The following is a 20,671-nucleotide window of genomic DNA, read 5'->3' on the forward strand; positions in this document are numbered from 1 at the left end:
TATTAAAAATTTGGTTAATTGTTTTTTTTTTTTTTTTTGATTTGTGCTCGGACGTCCAAAACCTCTTACTAAAAAGTTTAGTAAGGCAACAATCAAATTATTTTAAAACTATGAAAAAATTCTTATTATCTTTAGCATTCATGCTAATCGGTTCATTTGCTTTTGCAAATTCTGTAGAAATAAATAAAGTTTCAAAAGAATCAATTAAATTAAATCTTAGTAAAACATCATCTTTAAATGTGGATGGCCTTGTTGTTAAGTCTTGTACATACGATGTCATAGATGCTAGAACTTTGAAAAAAATTGGCGAAATCACAGTAACTGATGTGCCTGATATGTTACCTTGTAATGACTCAAAACTTGTAAGAGATATAACTGATTACATAAATAGAATAGAGTAACAATTTAGATCAATTTTTTAGGGCAGTCATAAGACTGCCTTAATTTAAAAAAGAACAAGATGAAAAAAATTATACTTGGATTGATTTTATTTTCACAAATTAGTTTCAGTCAAAAGGCAGGCAATGCAAATTTAAATGTTGAGTATGATGAGTATCGAATATTTACTCAAGGTTTTATAAATTTAGATTTAGGAACATTATTTGTCTCCAATAAAATATCCTATTACAATTCGTAGTACAAAAAAAATTAACAACTGATTTAGTGCCTAATGAAAGAGCAATCATGTTCACCAAAGGTACTGGTGACAAAGAAATTTTACCAGAAATTATTATTGATAGAGAAAAGAGGTTATTAACAGAACGACTATTTGAAGATTCACATCTTAATAGCTATTTTGCTGTTCAAGAGCCACTGCCAAAAATGAATTGGAAACTATTAAATGAAAAAAAAATAATAGGGAAATATAATTGCACAAAAGCAGTTGTTGAATTTAGGGGTAGAACATATACTGCTTGGTACACAATTGAAATTCCTATCTCACTTGGTCCTTGGAAATTTAATGGCCTTCCAGGTCTTATCTTGGAAGTAGATGACGAAAAAGGATTTTATAAATGGCAAGCAAAAACAATTTCCTTTAATAATAATCTTTCCGAAAAAGAAATTCTTGTAAAAATTCAAAACGACCCTAAGTTTGAAGCTATTTCTTTTAAAGATTATGATGCTAAAAAAATTAAAAAAGTTCAAGATAAAATTCAAACTATTAAAGCTAGAAGTGGAGGTAGAGGTGCTCAATTTGGAATGATGACCACTTTTGAATTTGATAAAGAGCCAATAAATGAGTATCGCTCAGAAATGGAGTTTAATTAAAGTGATGCAATTTATTTTATCGTAATCAAAAAATGTATAAAAAAAAGCTTAAGTTATTGTATACCAACTGTAAAATAGTATTGTGTATTTCTATATTTATAATTTTTAGCAATACTGTTTTTTCTCAAACGGTAATAAAAGGGAGTATTAAAAATAATGAAAATGAAAGTTTACAAAATATAAGTGTTTTGTTAATAAACGAAAAAGAGGATATACTAGACTACACTTTTACAACAAAAAATGGTTTTTTTTCGTTTGAAGTTTTCAATCAGGATAGAAAATTTCTCGTTTTTAAGGGAATTGGTTTTGAAGAAAAAAAAGTTGAATTAATCAATAATAAACCAAAATCGATTGAACTTGATGGACTAATATTACAAACAAAATCAATAGAACTCAGAGAAATAGTAATTGATGTAAAAAAGCCAATATTTGTAAAAAAAGATACCATTATTTTTGATTCAAAATCATTTTTGCAAGGAAATGAGCAAGTAGTAGAAGATTTACTAAAAAAAATACCTGGATTAAATATTGAGGCAAACGGTACCATAAAAGTAGGCAATCAAGAAATTGAAAAAGTAATGATTGATGGCGATGATATGTTTGAAAAAGGATATAAAATTCTAACTAAAAACATGCCGGTAAACCCCATTGATAAAGTAGAATTGTATCATAATTATTCTAACAACAAACATCTTAAAGGTATTGAAAACAGTAATAAGGTTGCCTTGAATCTTGTACTAAAAGAAGATGCTAAGCGGGTGTGGTTTGGTAATACGCAATTAGGTTATGGCCTAACTTCTGAAAACAGATATGAAGTAAGAAGCAATTTAATGAATTTTGGAAAAAGAAATAAATATTATTTCCTAACTAATTTAAACAACATAGGTGAAGACGTAACCGGTGATATAGATAATTTAATAAGACCCTACCGTATTGATGAAGCAGGAAGCATAGGCGATGACCAAACTGTTAATAAACTCCTTGGTTTAGGATTTGACACACCAAATCTAAAACAAAAAAGAACCAATCTTAACAATGCCGAAATGGTCTCTCTCAATAGTATTTTTACCCTATCCGATAAAGTAAAACTCAAAACCTTAGGTTTTTTTAATACAGACGAAAAAAATTTTTTTAGAAATGGTTTTCATCAATTTACCGTTGGCACTACAACTTTTACCAATACTGAGGATTTTAAAGGAATAAAAACACAGTTAACTGGTTTTGGTAAAGTAGATTTAACGTATGACATTTCTAAAACCAAAACGGTGGAATACACAGGGAAATTTAATAAAACGAATGAAAAGAACAGAAGTGATTTATTGTTTAATTCCGATTTATTAAACGAACGATTAACGGCTAATAATCAACTTTTTGATCAAAAATTAGTTTTTACCAACAAGTTTAAGGACAATAAGGTTTTCTTACTATCAGGAAGGTATATCAATGAAAAAACACCACAAAATTATACAGTCAATCAATTTATTTTTAATGATTTGTTTACTGAAAATACTAACAGCACCGCACAATTTAGCGAAAACAAAATGCAATTTGCAGGTGTTGAAGCTCATTTGCTAGACAAAAAGAAAAATGGTGATCTATTAGAAATTAAAATAGGCAATCAATTACGAGTAGATAAATTAGATACACGCTTTGAATTATTACAAAGCGAAAACTCACGTACTTTGCCTATTGGTTATCAAAATGATTTAGTTTATTCAACTAATGATATGTATTTGACTGCGAAATACAGCGTCAAATTAAGTAATTTTACTGTACTAACTCAATCAAATTTTCACCAATTATTCAATAAAATAGAAAAATTTGATGTAAAAGCGAATCAAAATCCATTTTTCATAATGCCTAAAATTGGCATAGATTGGACAATTAACGACATAAATAAAATTCGTACTTCGTATTCTTATAGCACAACAAACGCCCGTGTTTTAGATGTTTATTCGGGATTTGTACAAACAGGTTTTCGTTCCTTTTCCAAAGGTTTAGAAGAGTTTAATCAGTTAAATTCATCTAGTGCTTTTTTAAATTACACCTACGGCAGTTGGGGTGACAAGTTTTTTGCAAATACATATATCTTTTATACCAAAAACAATGACTTTTTTAGTAGCAATTCTATTGTTGCTCAAAACTTCTCACAATCTGAAAAAATCATTATCAAAGACCGCGAGCTTTTATCTATTTCTTCGAGTATAGATCGTTATTTTAAACCGATTAAATCAAATTTAAAAGTCAATTTGGGCACTAGCAAAATTAATTTTAAAAACATAGTTAATAATTCTAATCTCAGAGAAGTAAAAAACTTTAACGCTTATTATGGTTTGGAGTTACGTTCTGGTTTCAAAGGTTTTTTTAATTATCATATTGGTTCAAAATGGAATTACAATCAGGTAAAAACCACTATAACAAATGATTTTACTGATAATATGAGTTTCTTAGATTTATCGTTTATGGTAAGTGATAAATTTAATTTTCAAGTGCAATCTGAACGTTACTTTTTTGGAAATTTAAGCCAAGACAATAACAAATATTATTTTCTAGATGTAGAGGCGCGTTATGTTGTTAAAGAAAATAAGTTCACTATTTTCCTTTCAGGAAACAACTTGTTTAATACCAAAACTTTCCGCAATTACAGTATTTCTGATATCAATATTTCGCAAACCGAGTACCGTTTACAACCTAGATATGCTCTCCTAAAAATGGAGTATAGATTTTAAGAAATAATGTATTTGCGTTTTGTATTGTGCGATTAGATTGTATTGCGGGCAATTTAATTCGTAGAGTATGTAGGAACATCGTTTTTAAAGTATGATGTACCTCTAAAACAAACTTTAAAATAAAATAATTAAAAGCCCCATTCCAACAGAATTGAAATGGGGCTTTGTATTAAAAAATGAAATCAAATAGCAATTATTTGAAATCAAAATGTAGCTATCCTAATGCAGCTCTTTTGAATCCTGTAATTTCAACATTGAAATCTTTAACGTAATCACCAACTTTTTTACTATCATCTTTGATGAAGTTTTGATCTAGCAATGCTTTTTCTTGGTCTAAAGTAGTATTGTCAGAGATAAAACGTTGTACTTTACCAGGAATAATTTTGTCCCAAATTTGCTCTGGTTTACCTTCAGCTTTCAATTCAGCTTTAGCATCTTCTTCAGCTTGTTTGATAACTTCTTCAGTTAATTGAGAGAAAGAAATATATTTAGGAACATTTTTTAAAGTTTTTCCTAAACGTTTTGCTTCTTCATTTTCTTTTTCAATGATCGCAATACGAGCAGCTAATTCAGACTCAACAAAAGCAGGATCAAAATCTTTGTAAGATAATGTATCAGCTCCCATTGATGCTACTTGCATAGAGACATCTTTAGTCAAAACTTCTGCATTTGGTACAGCAGCAGAAATAGCAGTTAATGCAGCAATTTTGTTAACGTGAACATAAGATCCAACAAAAGCACCTTCTAAAATTTCAAAACCACCGATTTCGATTTTTTCACCTATAACACCAGTTTGCTCAATCAATTTTTCAGCAACGGTAATTCCGTTGAAATCTGAAGCCAAAAACTCTTCTTTAGAAGAGAAATTGATCGCTTTTTCAACTAATTCTTTAGCCAAAGTTACAAAAGATTCATTTTTACCTACGAAGTCTGTTTCGCAGTTTAAAGTGATGATAGCTCCTTTAGTTTTATCAGCATTGATGAAAGAAACAGCAGCTCCTTCAGAAGACTCACGGTCAGAACGGTTAGCAGCAACTTTTTGTCCTTTTTCTCTAAGGTTTTGGATTGCTTTATCGAAATCTCCATCAGCTTCAACTAAAGCTTTTTTACAGTCCATCATTCCGGCACCTGTAGTTTGTCTTAATTTGTTTACGTCTGCAGCAGTAATTGTTGCCATAATATTTTGAATTTTAATGTTAAAAGTAAAAATTCCAATCTTTAAATCCCAAATTCCAATGTTATCAGATAGTTATTTTCTGATTTTGGAATTTGGAATTCAAAATTTGGAATTCAAAATTTGATTTATTCTTCAGTTGCAGTTGCAGTTGGAGCTTCTGCAGTTTCAGTAGCTGGAGCAGCAACTTCAGCAGTAGCTTCAGTTTCTTTTTCAGTACCTCTATCAGAAAGTCCTTCGATAATTGCAGATGTAACTAAAGTTAAAATTTTGTCAATTGATTTAGAAGCATCATCATTTGCAGGAATTACATACTCTACTTCACGTGGATCAGAGTTAGTATCAACCATTGCGAAAACTGGAATGTTTAATTTTTGAGCTTCTTTTATAGCGATGTGTTCTGCTTTGATATCTACTACGAACAATGCAGCCGGTAGTCTAGACATGTCAGCGATTGAACCTAAGTTTTTCTCTAATTTAGCACGAAGACGATCTACTTGCAAACGCTCTTTTTTAGATAAAGTCATGAAAGTACCATCTTTCTTCATTTTATCAATAGTAGCCATTTTTTTAACAGCTTTACGGATAGTTACAAAGTTAGTTAGCATTCCACCAGGCCATCTTTCAGTGATGTAAGGCATGTTTGCAGCTTTTGCTTTTTCAGCAACGATGTCTTTTGCTTGTTTTTTGGTAGCAACAAATAATATTTTTCTACCTGATGCAGCGATTTTTTTCAAAGCTTCATTAGCTTCTTCAATTTTTGCTGCCGTTTTATATAGATTGATAATGTGAATACCATTACGTTCCATATAGATGTAAGGAGCCATGTTTGGATCCCATTTTCTAGTCATGTGTCCAAAGTGTACACCTGCTTCTAGTAAGTCTTTAACTTCTATTTTGTTTGCCATTTTGTTCTAGTTTACGTTCTGTTGATTAGCAATAAGCTTCTTTGATACGACTTTAGGCTGTTGCCTTTAAGACTTTCGACTTATTTAGATGCTAAACTATTTCCTACCTCGATAGGAGAGCAACAACAACTGTGTTTTTAAATTTTTATGTTAAATTTATTTTAACATATTTCAGTTTAAGCTGATAATAATACCAGCGTTTGAACTTGATAATCTGAAAAATAACCAGATTGAATATTAACGCTTAGAGAATTGGAATCTCTTACGAGCTTTCTTCTGACCGAATTTCTTACGTTCAACCATTCTTGGATCTCTTGTTAATAAACCTTGTGGTTTAAGGATTCCTCTGTTTTCAGCATCAACTTCGCACATTGCACGTGCTAATGCCATTCTTACAGCTTCTGCTTGTCCTGTTGAACCACCTCCGTAAACATTAACTTTTACGTCAAAGTTGCTTACATTTTCTGTCATAGACATTGGTTGTAAAACTTTGTACTGTAAAGTTGCAGTTGGGAAGTAAGTTTCAAATGCTTTTTTGTTTACCGTGATTACTCCTGTTCCTTCTGAAACGTATACACGTGCAACAGCGGTTTTTCTTCTACCGATTTTGTGAATAACTCCCATTACTTAAGATCGTTAAGGTTAACTGTTTTCGGTTTTTGAGCTCCTTGTTTGTGCTCTGATCCTACAACAACATTTAAATTTCTAAAAAGCTCTGCTCCTAATTTGTTTTTAGGCAACATCCCTTTTACAGCTTTTTCAACTAATAATGCAGGGTTTTTAGATTGCAAAACTTTAGCAGTTAAAGTTCTTTGACCTCCTGGGTAACCAGTGTGACGGATGTATGTTTTTTCATCCATTTTGTTACCTGTAAGGTTAATTTTTTCTGAGTTGATAACAATTACGTTATCTCCGCAGTCCACATGTGGTGTGTAACTTGGCTTGTACTTACCTCTTAAAATCATTGCGACTTTTGAAGCAAGACGTCCTAAGTTGTGACCATCTGCATCTACAACAATCCACTCTTTTGTAACTGTGGCTTTGCTTGCTGACTGTGTCTTGTAGCTTAATGCGTCCATAATATTTTTTTAATTAAACATTCCATCCCCAATAAAGGGGTTGCAAAAGTACAATTAATTATTTTAAATACAAATACCTTAAAAGATTATTTTGTTATGTGCTTAGTACTGATTATCAAATGTATATTAATATTTTTTTTGCGTTTTATAATTCATCTTTTTTAAATTGGTTTTATTCTTCTATTTATTGTTCTGTATTGGTGCATTTTTTTTGTTGTTACAATTACTTTTTTGAACTTAATGCGTTATTTTTGTCAATAGATTGAATTTTTTACAAATTATACTATCTTGTACTTTAACTTTATACTGAATTTTTAATATGAAAGCCAAAGCAACTTTAAAACAAATCGCGAAGGAACTTAACGTTTCTGTTTCTACCGTGTCTAAGGCATTAAACGATAGTCCAGAAATTAGTGAGCTAACGAAGGTTAAAATAAAGGAATATGCGAAGCTTAAAAACTATAAGCCTAATATTATTGGGTTGAATCTTAAAAATAGAAAGACAAAAACTATAGGCGTCATAATACCTAACATTCTTAATTCTTTTTTTGCCAAAGTATTTAGTGGTATTGAGAAAATAGCTGATGAAAAAGGGTATAATGTGATCATGTGTATTTCTAATGAATCTTTGGATAAAGAAGCACATACTCTAGAAATGTTGAGTAATGGAACAATTGATGGTTTTATAGTGTCTGTATCTGAGGAAGCTCAAAAAGCTCAAGATTATCAGCATTTCACTACCATAATTAATGACGGAACTCCTATTGTAATGTTTGATCGTATTGCGGATGGGGTAGACTGTGATAAGGTAATTGTAGATGATTTTGATTCGGCACTTCATGCAACACAACAACTTTTGAACTTGGGTTGTAAAAATATTGCCTTACTTTCTTCTATTGATAATTTGAGTGTGGGTAAATTAAGAACTGATGGCTATTTAAAAGCACTATCTAATAACGGTATAGCTGTCAATCCTGATATTATGATTAGAACAGACTCAGAACTTGATCTTAAAAATAAAATTGATTCTATATTTGAAAATCCAATTGATGGAATTTTTGCATTGGATGAGAATGATTCAGTTGCAGCATTAAGAGTTGCGTTAAAAAAAGGATTTAAAGTACCCGAAGACATTTCTATCATTGGTTTTGCTGATGGTATTTTAGCATCAAGAAGGCTTTCGCCAAGTTTAACTACAGTTAGTCAACACGGTATAGAAATAGGCGAAGTAGCAGCCAAGTTGCTTATTAAGAGGTTGGAATCAGAGGAAGAGCATCTTCCTTATGTAACAAAGGTGATTAAAACCAAATTAAAAGAAAGAGAGTCGACTAAAAAAGTGCAGTAACATTAATTTAGTCTTAAATTAATAGTTAATATAACTTTTAGTTTTTTGTTGAAACAAAAAAATGATCAGAGTAAAGAAAGTTTTAAACTGAATATTTGAATTTTCTAATTTTTTTATAAATTTACTTTTATATTCTAAAAAAGACCTTTAGTGATTGTTAGATCATATATTATTAAATTAAAAAATAAATTATGTTAGAAATTCTTTTTATGATTCTTGTTGTTTTTTATTTTGTATTCTGGATTTACTCCTTGTATACGGTTATAAACTTAACAACAGTGTCTTCAGTAACTAAAATGCTTCTTATTCTTTCGCTAATTGTTTTACAACCATTGGGTGTATTAGCTTTCTGGTTGTACAAAATTTTAAGCAATAAAAAAGCTGTCGCAATTTAGAAAGTTCATTATAATTTTTAAGTGTTCCCTAAAAACGAATAGTACATTATAAACCTCAAAAAAAATCTCTAATTGCTTAATTAGAGATTTTTTATTTGCGGTAAATTTTATTAATGTGCTTCTAGCCAGTCTTTACCGGTTCCAATTTCTACTTCTAATGGAACAACAAGTTGAAAGGCATTTTCCATTTCATGTTTAATCATGGGTTGTATTTTTTCTAGCTCATCATTATGTACATCAAATACGAGTTCATCATGAACTTGCAATAACATTTTGCTTTTCCAATTTTCGCTTTTTAGTTTTTTATGAATGTTGATCATAGCAATTTTGATAATATCGGCAGCACTTCCTTGAATAGGAGCGTTTACGGCATTTCTTTCAGCACCACCACGAACAATGGCGTTTTGAGAGTTGATATCTTTTAAATACCTACGACGTCCTAAAATGGTTTGTACATAACCATGATCTCTAGCAAAGTCTACTTGCTCTTGTATGTAAGATTTTAATTTTGGATAGGTTTGGTAATACGCTTCAATCAATTCGGCACTTTCTTTACGGGACAGACTAGTTTGATTGCTTAGTCCAAATGCTGATACACCATAAACAATCCCAAAATTTACGGTTTTGGCATGACTTCTTTGTTCGCGAGTTACTTCTTCAAGTGGAACGTTAAATACTTTTGATGCCGTAGATTTATGAATGTCTTCGTTGTTTTGAAACGCTTTTATCATATTTTCTTCTCCACACAAAGCTGCAATGACACGCAATTCAATTTGTGAATAATCGGCAGATACTAAGGTGTGACTTTCATCTCTTGCAACAAATGCTTTCCTAATTTGGCGACCACGTTCCGTACGTATTGGGATGTTTTGTAAATTAGGGTTATTAGAACTCAATCGTCCAGTAGCTGCTACAGTTTGCATATAGTCTGTATGGATCCGTTTTGTAACTGCATCTACTTGGTTTGGTAAGGCATCTACATACGTGTTTTGCAGTTTAATCAACTGTCTCCACTCCAAGATGTCCTTTACTATTTGATTTTCTGGGGCAAGATAGCTGAGTATTTCCTCGCCGGTTGCGTATTGCCCTGTTTTGGTTTTCTTTTGTTTAACTCCACCAATTTTTAATTTGTCAAATAAAATATCTCCTAATTGTTTAGGTGATGCCAAATTGAATTTTTCACCTGCAGTTTCATAAATGCTTGCTTCTAAAATTTTGATATCGTCATCAAGTGTTTTAGAAAGCGACTTAAGGAAATCTACATCAACCCGAATACCTTCTTTTTCCATATCGGCAAGTACTTTTACCAATGGGATTTCTATTTCTTCAAAAAGTTTTTTAGTTTCGGTTTGTTCTAGTTCTTGGGTAAAAATATTTTTAAGTTGCCAAGTGACATCAGCATCTTCAACGGCGTATTCTTTTATTTCTTCGAGAGCTACGTCACGCATTGATTTTTGATTTTTCCCTTTTTTTCCAATAAGAGCCTCGATAGATTGAGGTGAATATTTTAAATAAGTCTCGGATAAGATATCCATATTATGACGCATATCTGGATTAATTAGATAATGTGCAATCATGGTGTCAAATAACTTTCCTTTTACCTCTACCTTATAGTTGGATAGAATTTTCAAGTCGTATTTTAGATTTTGACCAATTTTTTCAATGTTTTCATTTTCGAAAAATGGAATGAATTTATCTATCAAAGCTTGTGCTTCTTCTTGATTTTCTGGAAACGGAACATAAAATCCTTTCCCTTTTTCATATGAAAAAGAAATTCCCACTAGTTCTGCATGCAGTGCGTCAAGACCAGTAGTTTCGGTGTCAAAACATACAGAGGTTTGTTTGTTTAAGTTGTTTAAAAGCAATTTTAGACCTAAATCACCTTGAATAATTTGATAGGAATGCTCTGTATTTGTTAGTGTACTGTAAAATTGATTTCGATTCTCATCTGATGTAGCGTCTTGATCATTCGATCCAAAAAGATCAAATTGATCTTCATTTTTCGTAGACTTCTTATACAGTTTGGCATCTGTTTCGGCTCCGTTATTTTGTGCAAGCGGAGATGGACTTTTAAAAATAGCATCAAATTGCTCAGCCATTCTTCTAAATTCCAGTTCATTGAATAAGGCGTCTGTTTTTTCTACATCGGGCTTAGAGAGCTCATAGTCATTTTCATTAAAAACCACTGGGCAATCCAGTAATATAGTTGCTAATGTTTTAGACAACAATCCTTTTTCTTTATTGGCTTCAATATTCTCTTTCATTTTTCCTTTTAGTTTATCAGTATTTGCTAAAAGGTTTTCCATGGTGCCAAATTCTTTCAAAAGTTTTTTTGCTGTTACTTCTCCTACGCCTGGTAAACCGGGAATGTTATCGGCAGTATCGCCCATCATGCCTAGGAAATCAATAACTTGTTCAGGTCTTTCAATTTCAAACTTAGCCAAGACTTCGGGTACACCCCAAATTTCAATACCGTTACCCATTCGGGCTGGCTTGTACATAAAAATGTTTTCAGAAACTAGTTGTGCAAAATCCTTATCAGGTGTAACCATAAAGACCTGGTAATTTTCTTTTTCAGCTTGCTTAGCAATTGTTCCTATTAAATCATCGGCTTCATAACCATTCACCTCTATAATAGGAATATGCATGGCCTTGAGTAATTCTTGAATATAAGGAACCGCAATTTTTATCGCCTCGGGAGTAGCATCTCTGTTGGCTTTGTATTCTGGGAAAAGGTCATTTCTTAAAGCGCTTCCTCCCTTATCAAATGCTACTGCAAGATGGTCTGGTTTTTCACGTTTGATAACATCCATTAATGAATTCATAAAACCCATTATAGCAGATGTATCCATACCTTTTGAGTTGATGCGTGGATTTTTTATGAAAGCGTAATACCCACGAAATATTAATGCGTAGGCATCAAGCAAGAAAAGACGTTTTTGTTGAGACATAATATATTTTTTGTAAAGTTCAAAAGTACAAAACTTGTATGATTATGAACCTTAGCTTTTCAATTTTTATGCATTTGTATTTTATTACACCTTGGCTAGAATTTTTAGGATAAATAACTTTAAAAATAAAAATGCTATTCACTTATTGTAAGATTTATTACTTTTAAATAAGGTAATTATGTATTTAATCGGTTAAAAATGCATTTAATCGATATTTTATTTTTATATTTACAATAAGTTTAAAACCAAATAATGTTGTAGTTTTTTAATATCTTAAATACATTTTGATCATGAAAGAAAATTATTTTACAAAAAGAGTGTTTCAAGTTGCTCTATTGTTTTTCTTGATACTAGCAGCAAATACTTTTGCACAAGTAGGTATAGGAACTATTACTCCTCATGCAAGTTCAGTACTTGATGTTTCGTCAACCACTCAAGGAATGCTTACGCCAAGAATGACTACAGCACAGCGCTTAGCCATTGCATCTCCAGCTGATGGCTTGATGGTTTATGATACTGATCTTAAATCATTTTATCATTACAATCAAGGGATAACTTCATGGAACCAGGTCAGTAGTGCTACAACAGGACGATTAAAGTTTAAACTTATTAAGTCTACAGATGTTCTTGCTACAGTTTTGGCTGCTGAAAAAACGGCAGGTTCAAATACTAAATATGTTTTAGACCCTACTGTTTACTACGAAATCAATGGAACGATAAACGTTGATTTGCCTATTGATCTCAATGGGGCATATGTTTCAGGTCAGGATTCAGGGGAGGATAAATTGGTTAGAACTTCTGGGAACCTTTTTGATGGTGCTACAGGTGGAAGCGTTAGGAACATTACCATACAAGTTACCGGTGGAGGCAAAGTTTTTAATTTAAGTGGCACAGCTGCTCAAACTTTAATTTTTAGAGATGCAATAGTGATAGGTTGTTCTAATGTAGGGTCAATATCAGGATTTGGTCTGGTATTCGTTAGCATTGTACAGTATGCTGGTAATACTACAGGAATTGTTTATGATAATATTTCTAGAGTGTTAATTAGTAATGCGGGATGGTTTGGAAATAACTTGGGAACATATGAGAAATTTACTGGTACTTTTGCCCTCATTGAAAAACAAGGAGGCTTTTCTGAGGTGAATCTTGCTGCAGTTGGAGTAGATGTGTCAGATCCTTCGCTAACAATTACTGGCGATGCTGTGATGGAAACAGTTGTGTTTACGGGAACACTATCTACAGGAAAGTATGTAAATGGATATACAACTGGCACTTATCCAGGATATAACTTCAACAACAGTTGGAATGTGCGTTGTGCAGGTATCCCAACTGAAACTGATGCTAGTGCAGTAGGTGAATTCTCTGTAGATTATGCTGTAGGCTCAGGCGCGGCTACAACTTTTAATACCTCAAACCCTAGCAATACGCTAAAAGTTCAAGGAGTTTCTACTTCATCTAATTTGTATCGATTTTCTAATGGAGGACAGAATAACAAATTGCAATATCTAGGAAAAAAGAAACGTTTTTTTCAAGTAACAGGTTCTATTTCTTTTCAAGTGACTAATCCTGGTACTTATATAATTTATGTTGCGCTCAATGGTACGCCAGTTTCTAAATATAAGATCTACGGACGCGGAACTGTTGCCAGTGATATTGTGGTATTACCATTAAATGCTTTGATTGAAATGAATACTAATGATTATGTTGAAATATATGCACAGCGTTATACGTCAACATTAACTTCAGATAATATGATTACTCCTAACATGACACTTGTAATAAAGTAATATTATTTCTTATTCAAACTTTTTCTTCAACCCCAAAGTGTTTTTTGGGGTTTTTTATGAATTGAAAGTATCATCAACCGTTAAATTTTATTTAATACAAGTCTTGTTTGCTTTTTTCTTTTGTTATTTTGCCTTAAATATTTTCAAATGATTTTTCGTGTAGTCTTATTGTGTTTGTTTCTTTTGGTTTTAGAAATTTATACTTTCCAAGTTTTTAAAACCATCATTAAGAACAAGTCCATTTTATATAGTATTCAAATTGCTAGTGTTGCTTTTTCAATATACATTGTTTACGCCCTAATGCAATTTGATAGGAGCGTAGGACAAACACAAAAAACAATGTTTACTATGGCGTTGTTGCTTTTGGTTTATCTTCCTAAAATTATTTTTACAATTGTACTTTTAGGAGAAGATTTGTATCGGTTAGGTGTGGGAACTTTAAATTATTTTTCTAATTATGATGAAAGCAAAGATTTTTTTAATTCAAGAAGAAAATTTGTAAGTCAAATAGGTTTAGGTCTTGCTGCTGTACCTTTTCTGTCCCTTATATATGGTATTACAGTTGGTAAGTACAATTACAAAGTAATCAAGCAACGTATTTTTTTTCCGGATTTACCAGATGCCTTTGATGGATTTACGATTACGCAAATATCAGATGTTCATAGTGGTAGTTTTGACAATCCAGATAAAATACAACACGCAATTGATTTGATTAATGCTCAAAACTCAGATTTGATATTGTTTACAGGAGATATTGTAAACACGCATGCCAAAGAGATGCATCCTTGGATAGAAACGTTTAACAAAATCGATAAACACGAGTACGGAAAATTTTCTGTATTAGGGAATCATGATTATGGGGAATATGTAACTTGGAAAACCGAGCAAGAAAAAGAGGAGAACTTTGAGGATATAAAAAAGCTTTACGGACAAATAGGCTTTAACTTATTGCTTAACGAGCATACTTTTATAAAGAAAGGCAATGATCAAATAGCTCTTGTAGGTGTTGAAAATTGGGGTCACAATTTTAAACAAGCTGGAGATTTAGACAAAGCATCTGGATCATTACAAAGACAAGATTTTAAAATACTTATGAGCCATGATCCTTCACACTGGAACAAAGTTGTTCAGCACGATAAAAGACATTTTCAACTTACGCTTTCGGGTCATACTCATGGCATGCAATTTGGTATTGAAATTCCAGGCTATTTCAAATGGAGTTTGGTGCAGTATGTATATGAACAATGGGCGGGTTTATATGAAAATGTAGGAAGGTATGTTTATGTAAATAGAGGTTTTGGTTTTCATGCCTATCCTGGAAGAGTAGGAATCATGCCGGAAATAACTGTAATTGAACTAAAAAAAGCCCCTAATGTGGCATAATTCGTTAAAAATGTTACATTTGTATATTATCAATCTCTTTTATTTCATTTAGAAAACTAAATATTAAGGTTTATGTCAAAATTTGGAGAACTTTTACATACTCAAGTGCCCGTATTAATTGATTTTTATACGGATTGGAATGAATCTTCGGTAGCCATGCATCCTGTTATCAGAGATGTAGCAGCTGCTCTTGGCGATAAAGCTAAAGTGATAAAGATAGATGTTGATAAAAACCAAGAATTAGCAAATGCACTGCGAATTAAAGGACTCCCAACATTGATGATTTACAAGCAAGGCCAAATGATCTGGAGGCAATCTGGAGAACTCGATGCAAATACTCTTATTAGTATTGTTCAAGAACAGTATTAATCGTTACAACTTATAAAACTTTCGTTTCATAGTTATTATCTTGTAAATATTGTAAGGTTGCAGGTAAAACGTATTTTAGTTTTTCAAAAGCTTTTATACTATCGTGAAATACAACAATACTCCCTGGCTGCAGGTTCATAACTACATTATTCAAACATTCTTGCTCTGTAATATTTCTATCAAAATCAGCGCTTAATACATCCCACATAATTATTTTATATCCCATTTCTAATAAAGCTCTAGACTGAGCTGTTTTTATTTTGCCGTAAGGCGGACGAAAAATTTTAGAATTTGAATTTCCATTATTGTCAATTATTTCTTGACAAAGCTGCGTATTGTCAATGTAGTTTTGCGTTGATGTCTTCCATCCGTTTAGGTGGTTGTAGGTGTGATTCCCTATAGTATGGCCTTCACTTATGATTTTTTTGAATATTTCAGGATATTTACGAATGTTATCACCAATACAAAAAAATGTAGCTTTAAAATGGTGTTTTTTTAACTCCTCAAGTACCCATGTCGTTACTTCTGGGGTGGGACCGTCATCAAAAGAGAGATATACCACTTTTTCTGTACTTGGAATGTCCCAAATCCATTTTGAGAAAAGTGTCTTAATTAGTTTATTAGTTTTTACCCAGTACAATTTCATCTCAAAAAAAGTTAAAAAAAATAGCGACATGATTGCCGCTATTTTAAATGCTATTTTATTTATTCTCTATCACGTTCAAAACGTTCAAACATTTTTATGTAAGTATTAAATGTAGCTCTGTGCTTGTTGTAGAACTCCAAGTCATTATTCTCTTTCATTACTTTTAGTAAGCTTCTGTATCGCTCTATATCTGTAACAATAGGAATTACTATACTGGACTGGTCACTAGCTTTTAACCCGCCGTAATAATTAAGATTCTCACGGTATTTTTGAGTTAATTTATCTAGTAATTGTTGTGCTTTTACTTTTTCACCTGTTTTATAATATCCATCAGCAAAAGGCTCTACAAGAGAATAGTAATCAAAATATTCCACAGGAAGTTTAGTCATAGCTAGATTTATGACTTTTTTAGCTTTCTCAGTTTTACCTTCCTTGATAAGCTGTTTCATCAATCTAGACAAGTAAGATCTATAATTAATACTGTTGCGTCTGGTTTCTGGATCATGATAAATAGTTGGGCTTTCTCCGTTACCCCATTCCCATTTCATAACAATATCATACATTTTATCTGAATCCAATTGTCCCATGTCAAGAGGGCTTGCATCTTTAGGTAAAGTAGTTTTAACAGGAACTAGTTTGTATACCATTCCTTCTAGTTGTAAGTACTCTTTCATCCAAATATAATCTTCGTTATCAAAGGCACCACCACTAAAATAGATAGGGCGTTTCCAGTTGTTATTTGCAACTATATCTAGCATCATCAATCGGTTTTTGTACAAGGCATTTTTGCTAACATCAATGTCAATGTATGGAACTATTGAATCAAAGTATTGAGCCGAAACAACTTTATTTTTGATAATTGTATTTTTATCAACTGGAATTCTGATTTTGTTAGTAGGGTAAAAATGAATCGTTTGTCCGTTTTGCATTTCAACCGTTGATTTTGGATTTTTAATAAAATCAATCAAATCTTTAATATCCCAACGGGTATCTATTTTAGGGATAAATGCTACATAGTCCAATTTGTCACCCACGTATTGATCATGCGTAAATGAAATCGGCAATGCGTCTGATTCGTATGTTTTGGTTTTCATTTGATCAATATACCAATCGGTCATGAACAAACTAGTATTTACAATTTTAATGTCAGTTCTTACGCCTTCAATTTCTTGGGCATACCACAAAGGGAAAGTGTCGTTATCCCCAATGGTGAACAAAATAGCATTAGGATCACATGAGGTTAAGTATGCTTTTGCCATAGCTACAGCAGTAGATTTGCCTGAACGGTCATGATCATCCCAGTTTTGAGAAGCCATTAATACAGGAGCTGCAAGTAAACAAGCGCTAATCATTATTGGACCAGCAATTTTTGGGGCTAAGTATTTTTGAGCGCTCTCATATAATGCATATACGCCAAAACCAATCCAGATAGCAAACACATAAAACGATCCTACAAGAGCATAATCTCGCTCTCGTGGTTCAAATGGTCTTTCGTTGAGGTAGATTTTCAAGGCAATTCCTGTAAAAAGAAATAGGGCAAGTAGAACGTAAAAACTTTTTAAATCTTTATTTGCGTGATACATTAAGCCAATAAGTCCTAGAATGAAAGGTAAAAAGAAATATACGTTTCTACCTTTGTTATTTACCACATCTGAAGGTAGGTTATCTTGGCTTCCTAAATGCAATTCATCTATAAAGGATATTCCGCTCAACCAGTTTCCATCAAGATAATCGTATCTTCCTTGCACATCATTTTGTCTACCAACAAAATTCCACATTAAATACCTCCAGTACATATAGCCAAATTGATACTCAACCATAAAACCTAAATTGTCAACAGTGGTAGGTTTGTCAATAAGTAAATAATCGCCATAACTTTTCAAGAATTTAACGTATCCTTCATTGTCAATTTGTTGTTGAGCATAAGCTTGTCTAAACTCGTTTACAATTTTTTCAGTTTCATTTTTCAGTTGGGCTATGGCTTTGTTGTAATCTTCTTCGCTTAATTGGCTAGGGTCAATACCATATTTGGCAAGATCTTCTTCATAAGGATAATCAGGATTTAATCTAAATGCTGGAGGATTTGAAAAGTTCATATAATTCTCAATATGATCAGCACTCCACATTCTTGGTAAGATGGTTTTGTGATTGTCATCAGAATTTTGGTCTGCGTTTTTGAAATTATTTACAATAACGTATTTGCCAGTTTTATAATCACGCTCGTAATTTGGTGCTTTGTCTAAGTAAGGATTGTCTTTGTCTAGACCTGCAAAATTCTCAGTGTATTGAGGACCATAAAATAAAGGATTTACTCCGTATTGTTCTCTGTTGTAATAGGCAAGAACTTCGCGAGCATCCGATGGTTTATTTTCATTTATTACTGTATTTGCATTGGCACGAATAGGTAACATCATCCAAGTAGAAAAACCAATTAGGATGAAAAGTACACAAAGTAATAGAGTGTTGTATGTAATTAGTTGTTTTTTCTTGGTGAATTGCAAACCAAAATAAAACAAAACAGCTATTAACAAGGCTACAAACAATGTTCCAGAGTCAAAAGGTAATCCTAAATTATTTACCATAAAAACTTCGGTTTTACCAAAGAAAGCCATCGTTAGTGGTAGTAACAATTTAAAAATAAATAACAAAATAGAAATCACTACGACATTCGCAATAATGAAACTTTTGATAGTTACCTTTTCATAATTTTTAAAGAAATATAAAAACCCAATTGCAGGAATTGTTAATAATGCCATAAAGTGCACTCCAAAAGAAAGTCCAACTACTAGTGAAATAATGAGTAACCATTTATTTCCTCTGGGTTTATCCATATCTTGTTCCCAGCGCAAACCAAGCCAAAACAATAATGCTATTAAAAGGGAAGCCATAGCATACACTTCGGCTTCAACGGCATTGTACCAAAAACTATCTGAGAAAGTGTACGCCAATGCGCCTACAAATGAACTTCCTAAAATAACAACATCATTGTTTGAATTTAATGCAGTTGTGGATGCAAAACGACTAACAATTATTCTCAAAATCATTGATGAAGACCAAAACATAAATAAAATAGTAAAGGCACTAGAAAAAACAGATACCATATTTACCATCAATGCAATCTTGGTATTATCTAAAGCAAACATGGCAAAAAAGGCTCCAATCATTTGGTACAAAGGAGCGCCCGGCGGATGACCCACTTCTAATTTTGCAGCTGTAGCAATATACTCTCCGCAATCCCAAAAACTCATGGTAGGTTCAACCGTCAAAGTATATGTTATCAATGCTATCCCAAAAGTAATCCAACCAATGATCGTATTCCATTTGTTGAAATTGAATGCTGTTTTATCCATGTATCAAATATTATATTATTTAAGTTACAAAGAAAATGTTTTTTTGTTTAACCCACATAGCATTAACATTATTTTCTAAAAAACTATCTCTAATTAATAACGTGTTGATTATGAATATTTTTCAACTAAATCAAGAACTTTTTTTAAAACGGAATGAATTTTTTTTGATAAAAATGTAAAAAAAATTTGTGCAAACTAAAAAATAGTATAAATTTGCACTCGCTAAGCAATAATACAGCAAAGCATTTTACTGGTCTATGGTGTAATGGTAACACAACTGTTTTTGGTGCAGTCTTTCTAGGTTCGAGTCCTAGTAGACCAACTTAAAAAACCTCTCAATCGAGAGGTTTTTTTGTTTACAATACTTTTTGATTTTAGATTCTGAAAGTAAGAACCGGTCTGGATTCGTGATTTATCAATCCTTGACTAATGCTGCCGCTAAAAAAGTGGGACAATCTTGTTCGGCCGTGTGTGCAAATGCTAATTAAGTCGGCTTCTTGACTTTCGGCAAAGTTTGTAATGCCGTTTTCAACATTGGTATCGTTGTAAACATGGGTAGAGTAGTTTTCTAAATCATATTTTCTCAGGAATTTTTCTAAAATTTGATCGCTTTTTTGAGTTGTTTTGAAACTATTTGGAGTGTTGATCATGACCAAAAGTAGAGTAGCACTAAAGTCTTGGCTAAATTTCAGTAGTTCTTTAAAGGGTTTTTTAGTTTCTTTTGAAAAATCCGATGCAAAAACTATTTTTTCGATCTGGAATTCTCCGGGATCCTTTTTGATGATTAAAACGGGAGCTTTGGATAGGCGAACTACTTTCTCAGTATTTGAGCCTATGAATAAGTGTTCCGTGTTTGAGCTTCCGTGTGAGCCCATTATAATTAAATCAATCTCGTTAGTTTCATTAAAGGATAAAATTCCAGAAAATGCTTTTTCTAACTGAACGCTACTTTCTACAAGGATGCCTTCTAGGTAAGATTGTGATTTTATATTTTCCAGTCTTTCATTCGCCTTTCGAATAAATAATATCACTTCAGGAATGCTTTTTCCGCTCGAAACAGCATCGCTCATTTGGCTGGGAAGTTCTAATAAATGTAAGAGATAAATAGAGGCATTGTTTTTTTTAGCAAGTAGAGCTGCGGCTTTTAATGCGTATTCAGCTTGTTCAGAAAAATCAGTGGGGACTAAAATGTGTTTCATAATCAAATAAGTGTTAAATTATGGGAATCAACAAGTTGTTTTTAACTTGATATTAAAGATAAGAATTTTTTTTAAAGCGGTCAATTA

The 20,671-nt window shown here is 32.2% G+C and carries 16 protein-coding genes and 1 tRNA gene; 9 read left to right on the forward strand and 8 right to left on the reverse strand.

Features of this window, described 5'->3' with window-relative positions:
* The 4 genes from DNC80_RS11625 to DNC80_RS11640 form a co-directional block, all read left to right on the forward strand.
* On the forward strand, nucleotides 1-401 hold a 401-nt coding region (locus DNC80_RS11625), incomplete at its 5' end, for a hypothetical protein (RefSeq protein ID WP_220485240.1).
* A gap of 59 nt (nucleotides 402-460) precedes the next feature.
* Nucleotides 461-637, forward strand: a complete 177-nt coding sequence (locus DNC80_RS11630; protein ID WP_182651364.1) for a hypothetical protein — start codon at nucleotides 461-463, stop codon at nucleotides 635-637.
* 47 nt (nucleotides 638-684) lie between these two features.
* A complete protein-coding gene (locus tag DNC80_RS11635; protein ID WP_182651365.1) occupies nucleotides 685-1,269 on the forward strand; it encodes a GLPGLI family protein in 585 nt (194 codons plus the stop codon).
* A 32-nt stretch (nucleotides 1,270-1,301) separates the two neighbouring features.
* On the forward strand, nucleotides 1,302-3,998 hold the full coding sequence (locus DNC80_RS11640; protein ID WP_255493236.1) for a TonB-dependent receptor: 2,697 nt from the start codon (nucleotides 1,302-1,304) through the stop codon (nucleotides 3,996-3,998).
* A 214-nt stretch (nucleotides 3,999-4,212) separates the two neighbouring features.
* Here the strand turns inward: DNC80_RS11640 and tsf are convergent, their stop codons facing one another.
* The 4 genes from tsf to rplM form a co-directional block, all read right to left on the reverse strand.
* Nucleotides 4,213-5,175, reverse strand: a complete 963-nt coding sequence (gene tsf / locus DNC80_RS11645; RefSeq protein WP_182651366.1) for a translation elongation factor Ts — start codon at nucleotides 5,173-5,175, stop codon at nucleotides 4,213-4,215.
* Nucleotides 5,176-5,300: 125 nt separating this feature from the next.
* Nucleotides 5,301-6,080: a 30S ribosomal protein S2 gene (gene rpsB, locus DNC80_RS11650; protein ID WP_182651367.1), complete on the reverse strand. Its 780-nt coding sequence runs from the start codon at nucleotides 6,078-6,080 to the stop codon at nucleotides 5,301-5,303.
* 237 nt (nucleotides 6,081-6,317) lie between these two features.
* Nucleotides 6,318-6,704 carry a 30S ribosomal protein S9 gene (gene rpsI / locus DNC80_RS11655; protein ID WP_086453662.1) on the reverse strand — a complete coding sequence of 129 codons (387 nt, stop codon included), beginning with the start codon at nucleotides 6,702-6,704 and terminating at the stop codon, nucleotides 6,318-6,320.
* Nucleotides 6,704-7,159 carry a 50S ribosomal protein L13 gene (rplM, locus tag DNC80_RS11660; RefSeq protein WP_114754884.1) on the reverse strand — a complete coding sequence of 152 codons (456 nt, stop codon included), beginning with the start codon at nucleotides 7,157-7,159 and terminating at the stop codon, nucleotides 6,704-6,706. Before rplM ends, rpsI begins: the two co-directional genes overlap by 1 nt.
* 319 nt (nucleotides 7,160-7,478) lie before the next feature.
* On the opposite strand from rplM, the gene DNC80_RS11665 reads away from it, so the two are divergent.
* On the forward strand, nucleotides 7,479-8,504 hold the full coding sequence (locus DNC80_RS11665) for a LacI family DNA-binding transcriptional regulator (RefSeq protein ID WP_182651368.1): 1,026 nt from the start codon (nucleotides 7,479-7,481) through the stop codon (nucleotides 8,502-8,504).
* Nucleotides 8,505-9,009: 505 nt separating this feature from the next.
* On the opposite strand, the gene polA is transcribed toward DNC80_RS11665, so the two are convergent.
* Nucleotides 9,010-11,850 carry a DNA polymerase I gene (gene polA, locus DNC80_RS11670; RefSeq protein ID WP_182651369.1) on the reverse strand — a complete coding sequence of 947 codons (2,841 nt, stop codon included), beginning with the start codon at nucleotides 11,848-11,850 and terminating at the stop codon, nucleotides 9,010-9,012.
* A 290-nt stretch (nucleotides 11,851-12,140) separates the two neighbouring features.
* Between polA and DNC80_RS11675 the strand changes: the two genes are divergently transcribed.
* From DNC80_RS11675 to DNC80_RS11685, 3 genes are all read left to right on the forward strand, one after another.
* Entirely contained in the window at nucleotides 12,141-13,637 is a 1,497-nt protein-coding gene (locus tag DNC80_RS11675; protein ID WP_182651370.1) for a hypothetical protein, read from the forward strand.
* A gap of 147 nt (nucleotides 13,638-13,784) precedes the next feature.
* Nucleotides 13,785-15,020 (forward strand): metallophosphoesterase, encoded by a 1,236-nt coding sequence (locus DNC80_RS11680; protein WP_182651371.1) that lies wholly within the window; start codon nucleotides 13,785-13,787, stop codon nucleotides 15,018-15,020.
* A 72-nt stretch (nucleotides 15,021-15,092) separates the two neighbouring features.
* Nucleotides 15,093-15,389, forward strand: a complete 297-nt coding sequence (locus DNC80_RS11685) for a co-chaperone YbbN (protein ID WP_144889597.1) — start codon at nucleotides 15,093-15,095, stop codon at nucleotides 15,387-15,389.
* A gap of 10 nt (nucleotides 15,390-15,399) precedes the next feature.
* Here the strand turns inward: DNC80_RS11685 and DNC80_RS11690 are convergent, their stop codons facing one another.
* Both DNC80_RS11690 and DNC80_RS11695 read right to left on the reverse strand, forming a co-directional pair.
* On the reverse strand, nucleotides 15,400-16,065 hold the full coding sequence (locus DNC80_RS11690) for a polysaccharide deacetylase family protein (RefSeq protein ID WP_370628752.1): 666 nt from the start codon (nucleotides 16,063-16,065) through the stop codon (nucleotides 15,400-15,402).
* Between the two features lie 29 nt (nucleotides 16,066-16,094).
* Complete coding sequence (locus tag DNC80_RS11695) at nucleotides 16,095-19,385, reverse strand: DUF2723 domain-containing protein (protein ID WP_182651372.1); 3,291 nt, start codon at nucleotides 19,383-19,385, stop codon at nucleotides 16,095-16,097.
* Between the two features lie 251 nt (nucleotides 19,386-19,636).
* Here DNC80_RS11695 and DNC80_RS11700 point away from each other — a divergent pair.
* Nucleotides 19,637-19,707: transfer RNA gene (locus DNC80_RS11700), tRNA-Gln, on the forward strand.
* A gap of 52 nt (nucleotides 19,708-19,759) precedes the next feature.
* On the opposite strand, the gene DNC80_RS11705 is transcribed toward DNC80_RS11700, so the two are convergent.
* A complete protein-coding gene (locus DNC80_RS11705; RefSeq protein ID WP_182651373.1) occupies nucleotides 19,760-20,584 on the reverse strand; it encodes a universal stress protein in 825 nt (274 codons plus the stop codon).
* Nucleotides 20,585-20,671: the final 87 nt, after the last annotated feature.

Origin of the sequence: Flavobacterium sp. SOK18b, assembly GCF_014156605.1 — a bacterium.
Classification (GTDB): Bacteria; Bacteroidota; Bacteroidia; order Flavobacteriales; family Flavobacteriaceae; genus Flavobacterium; species Flavobacterium tiangeerense.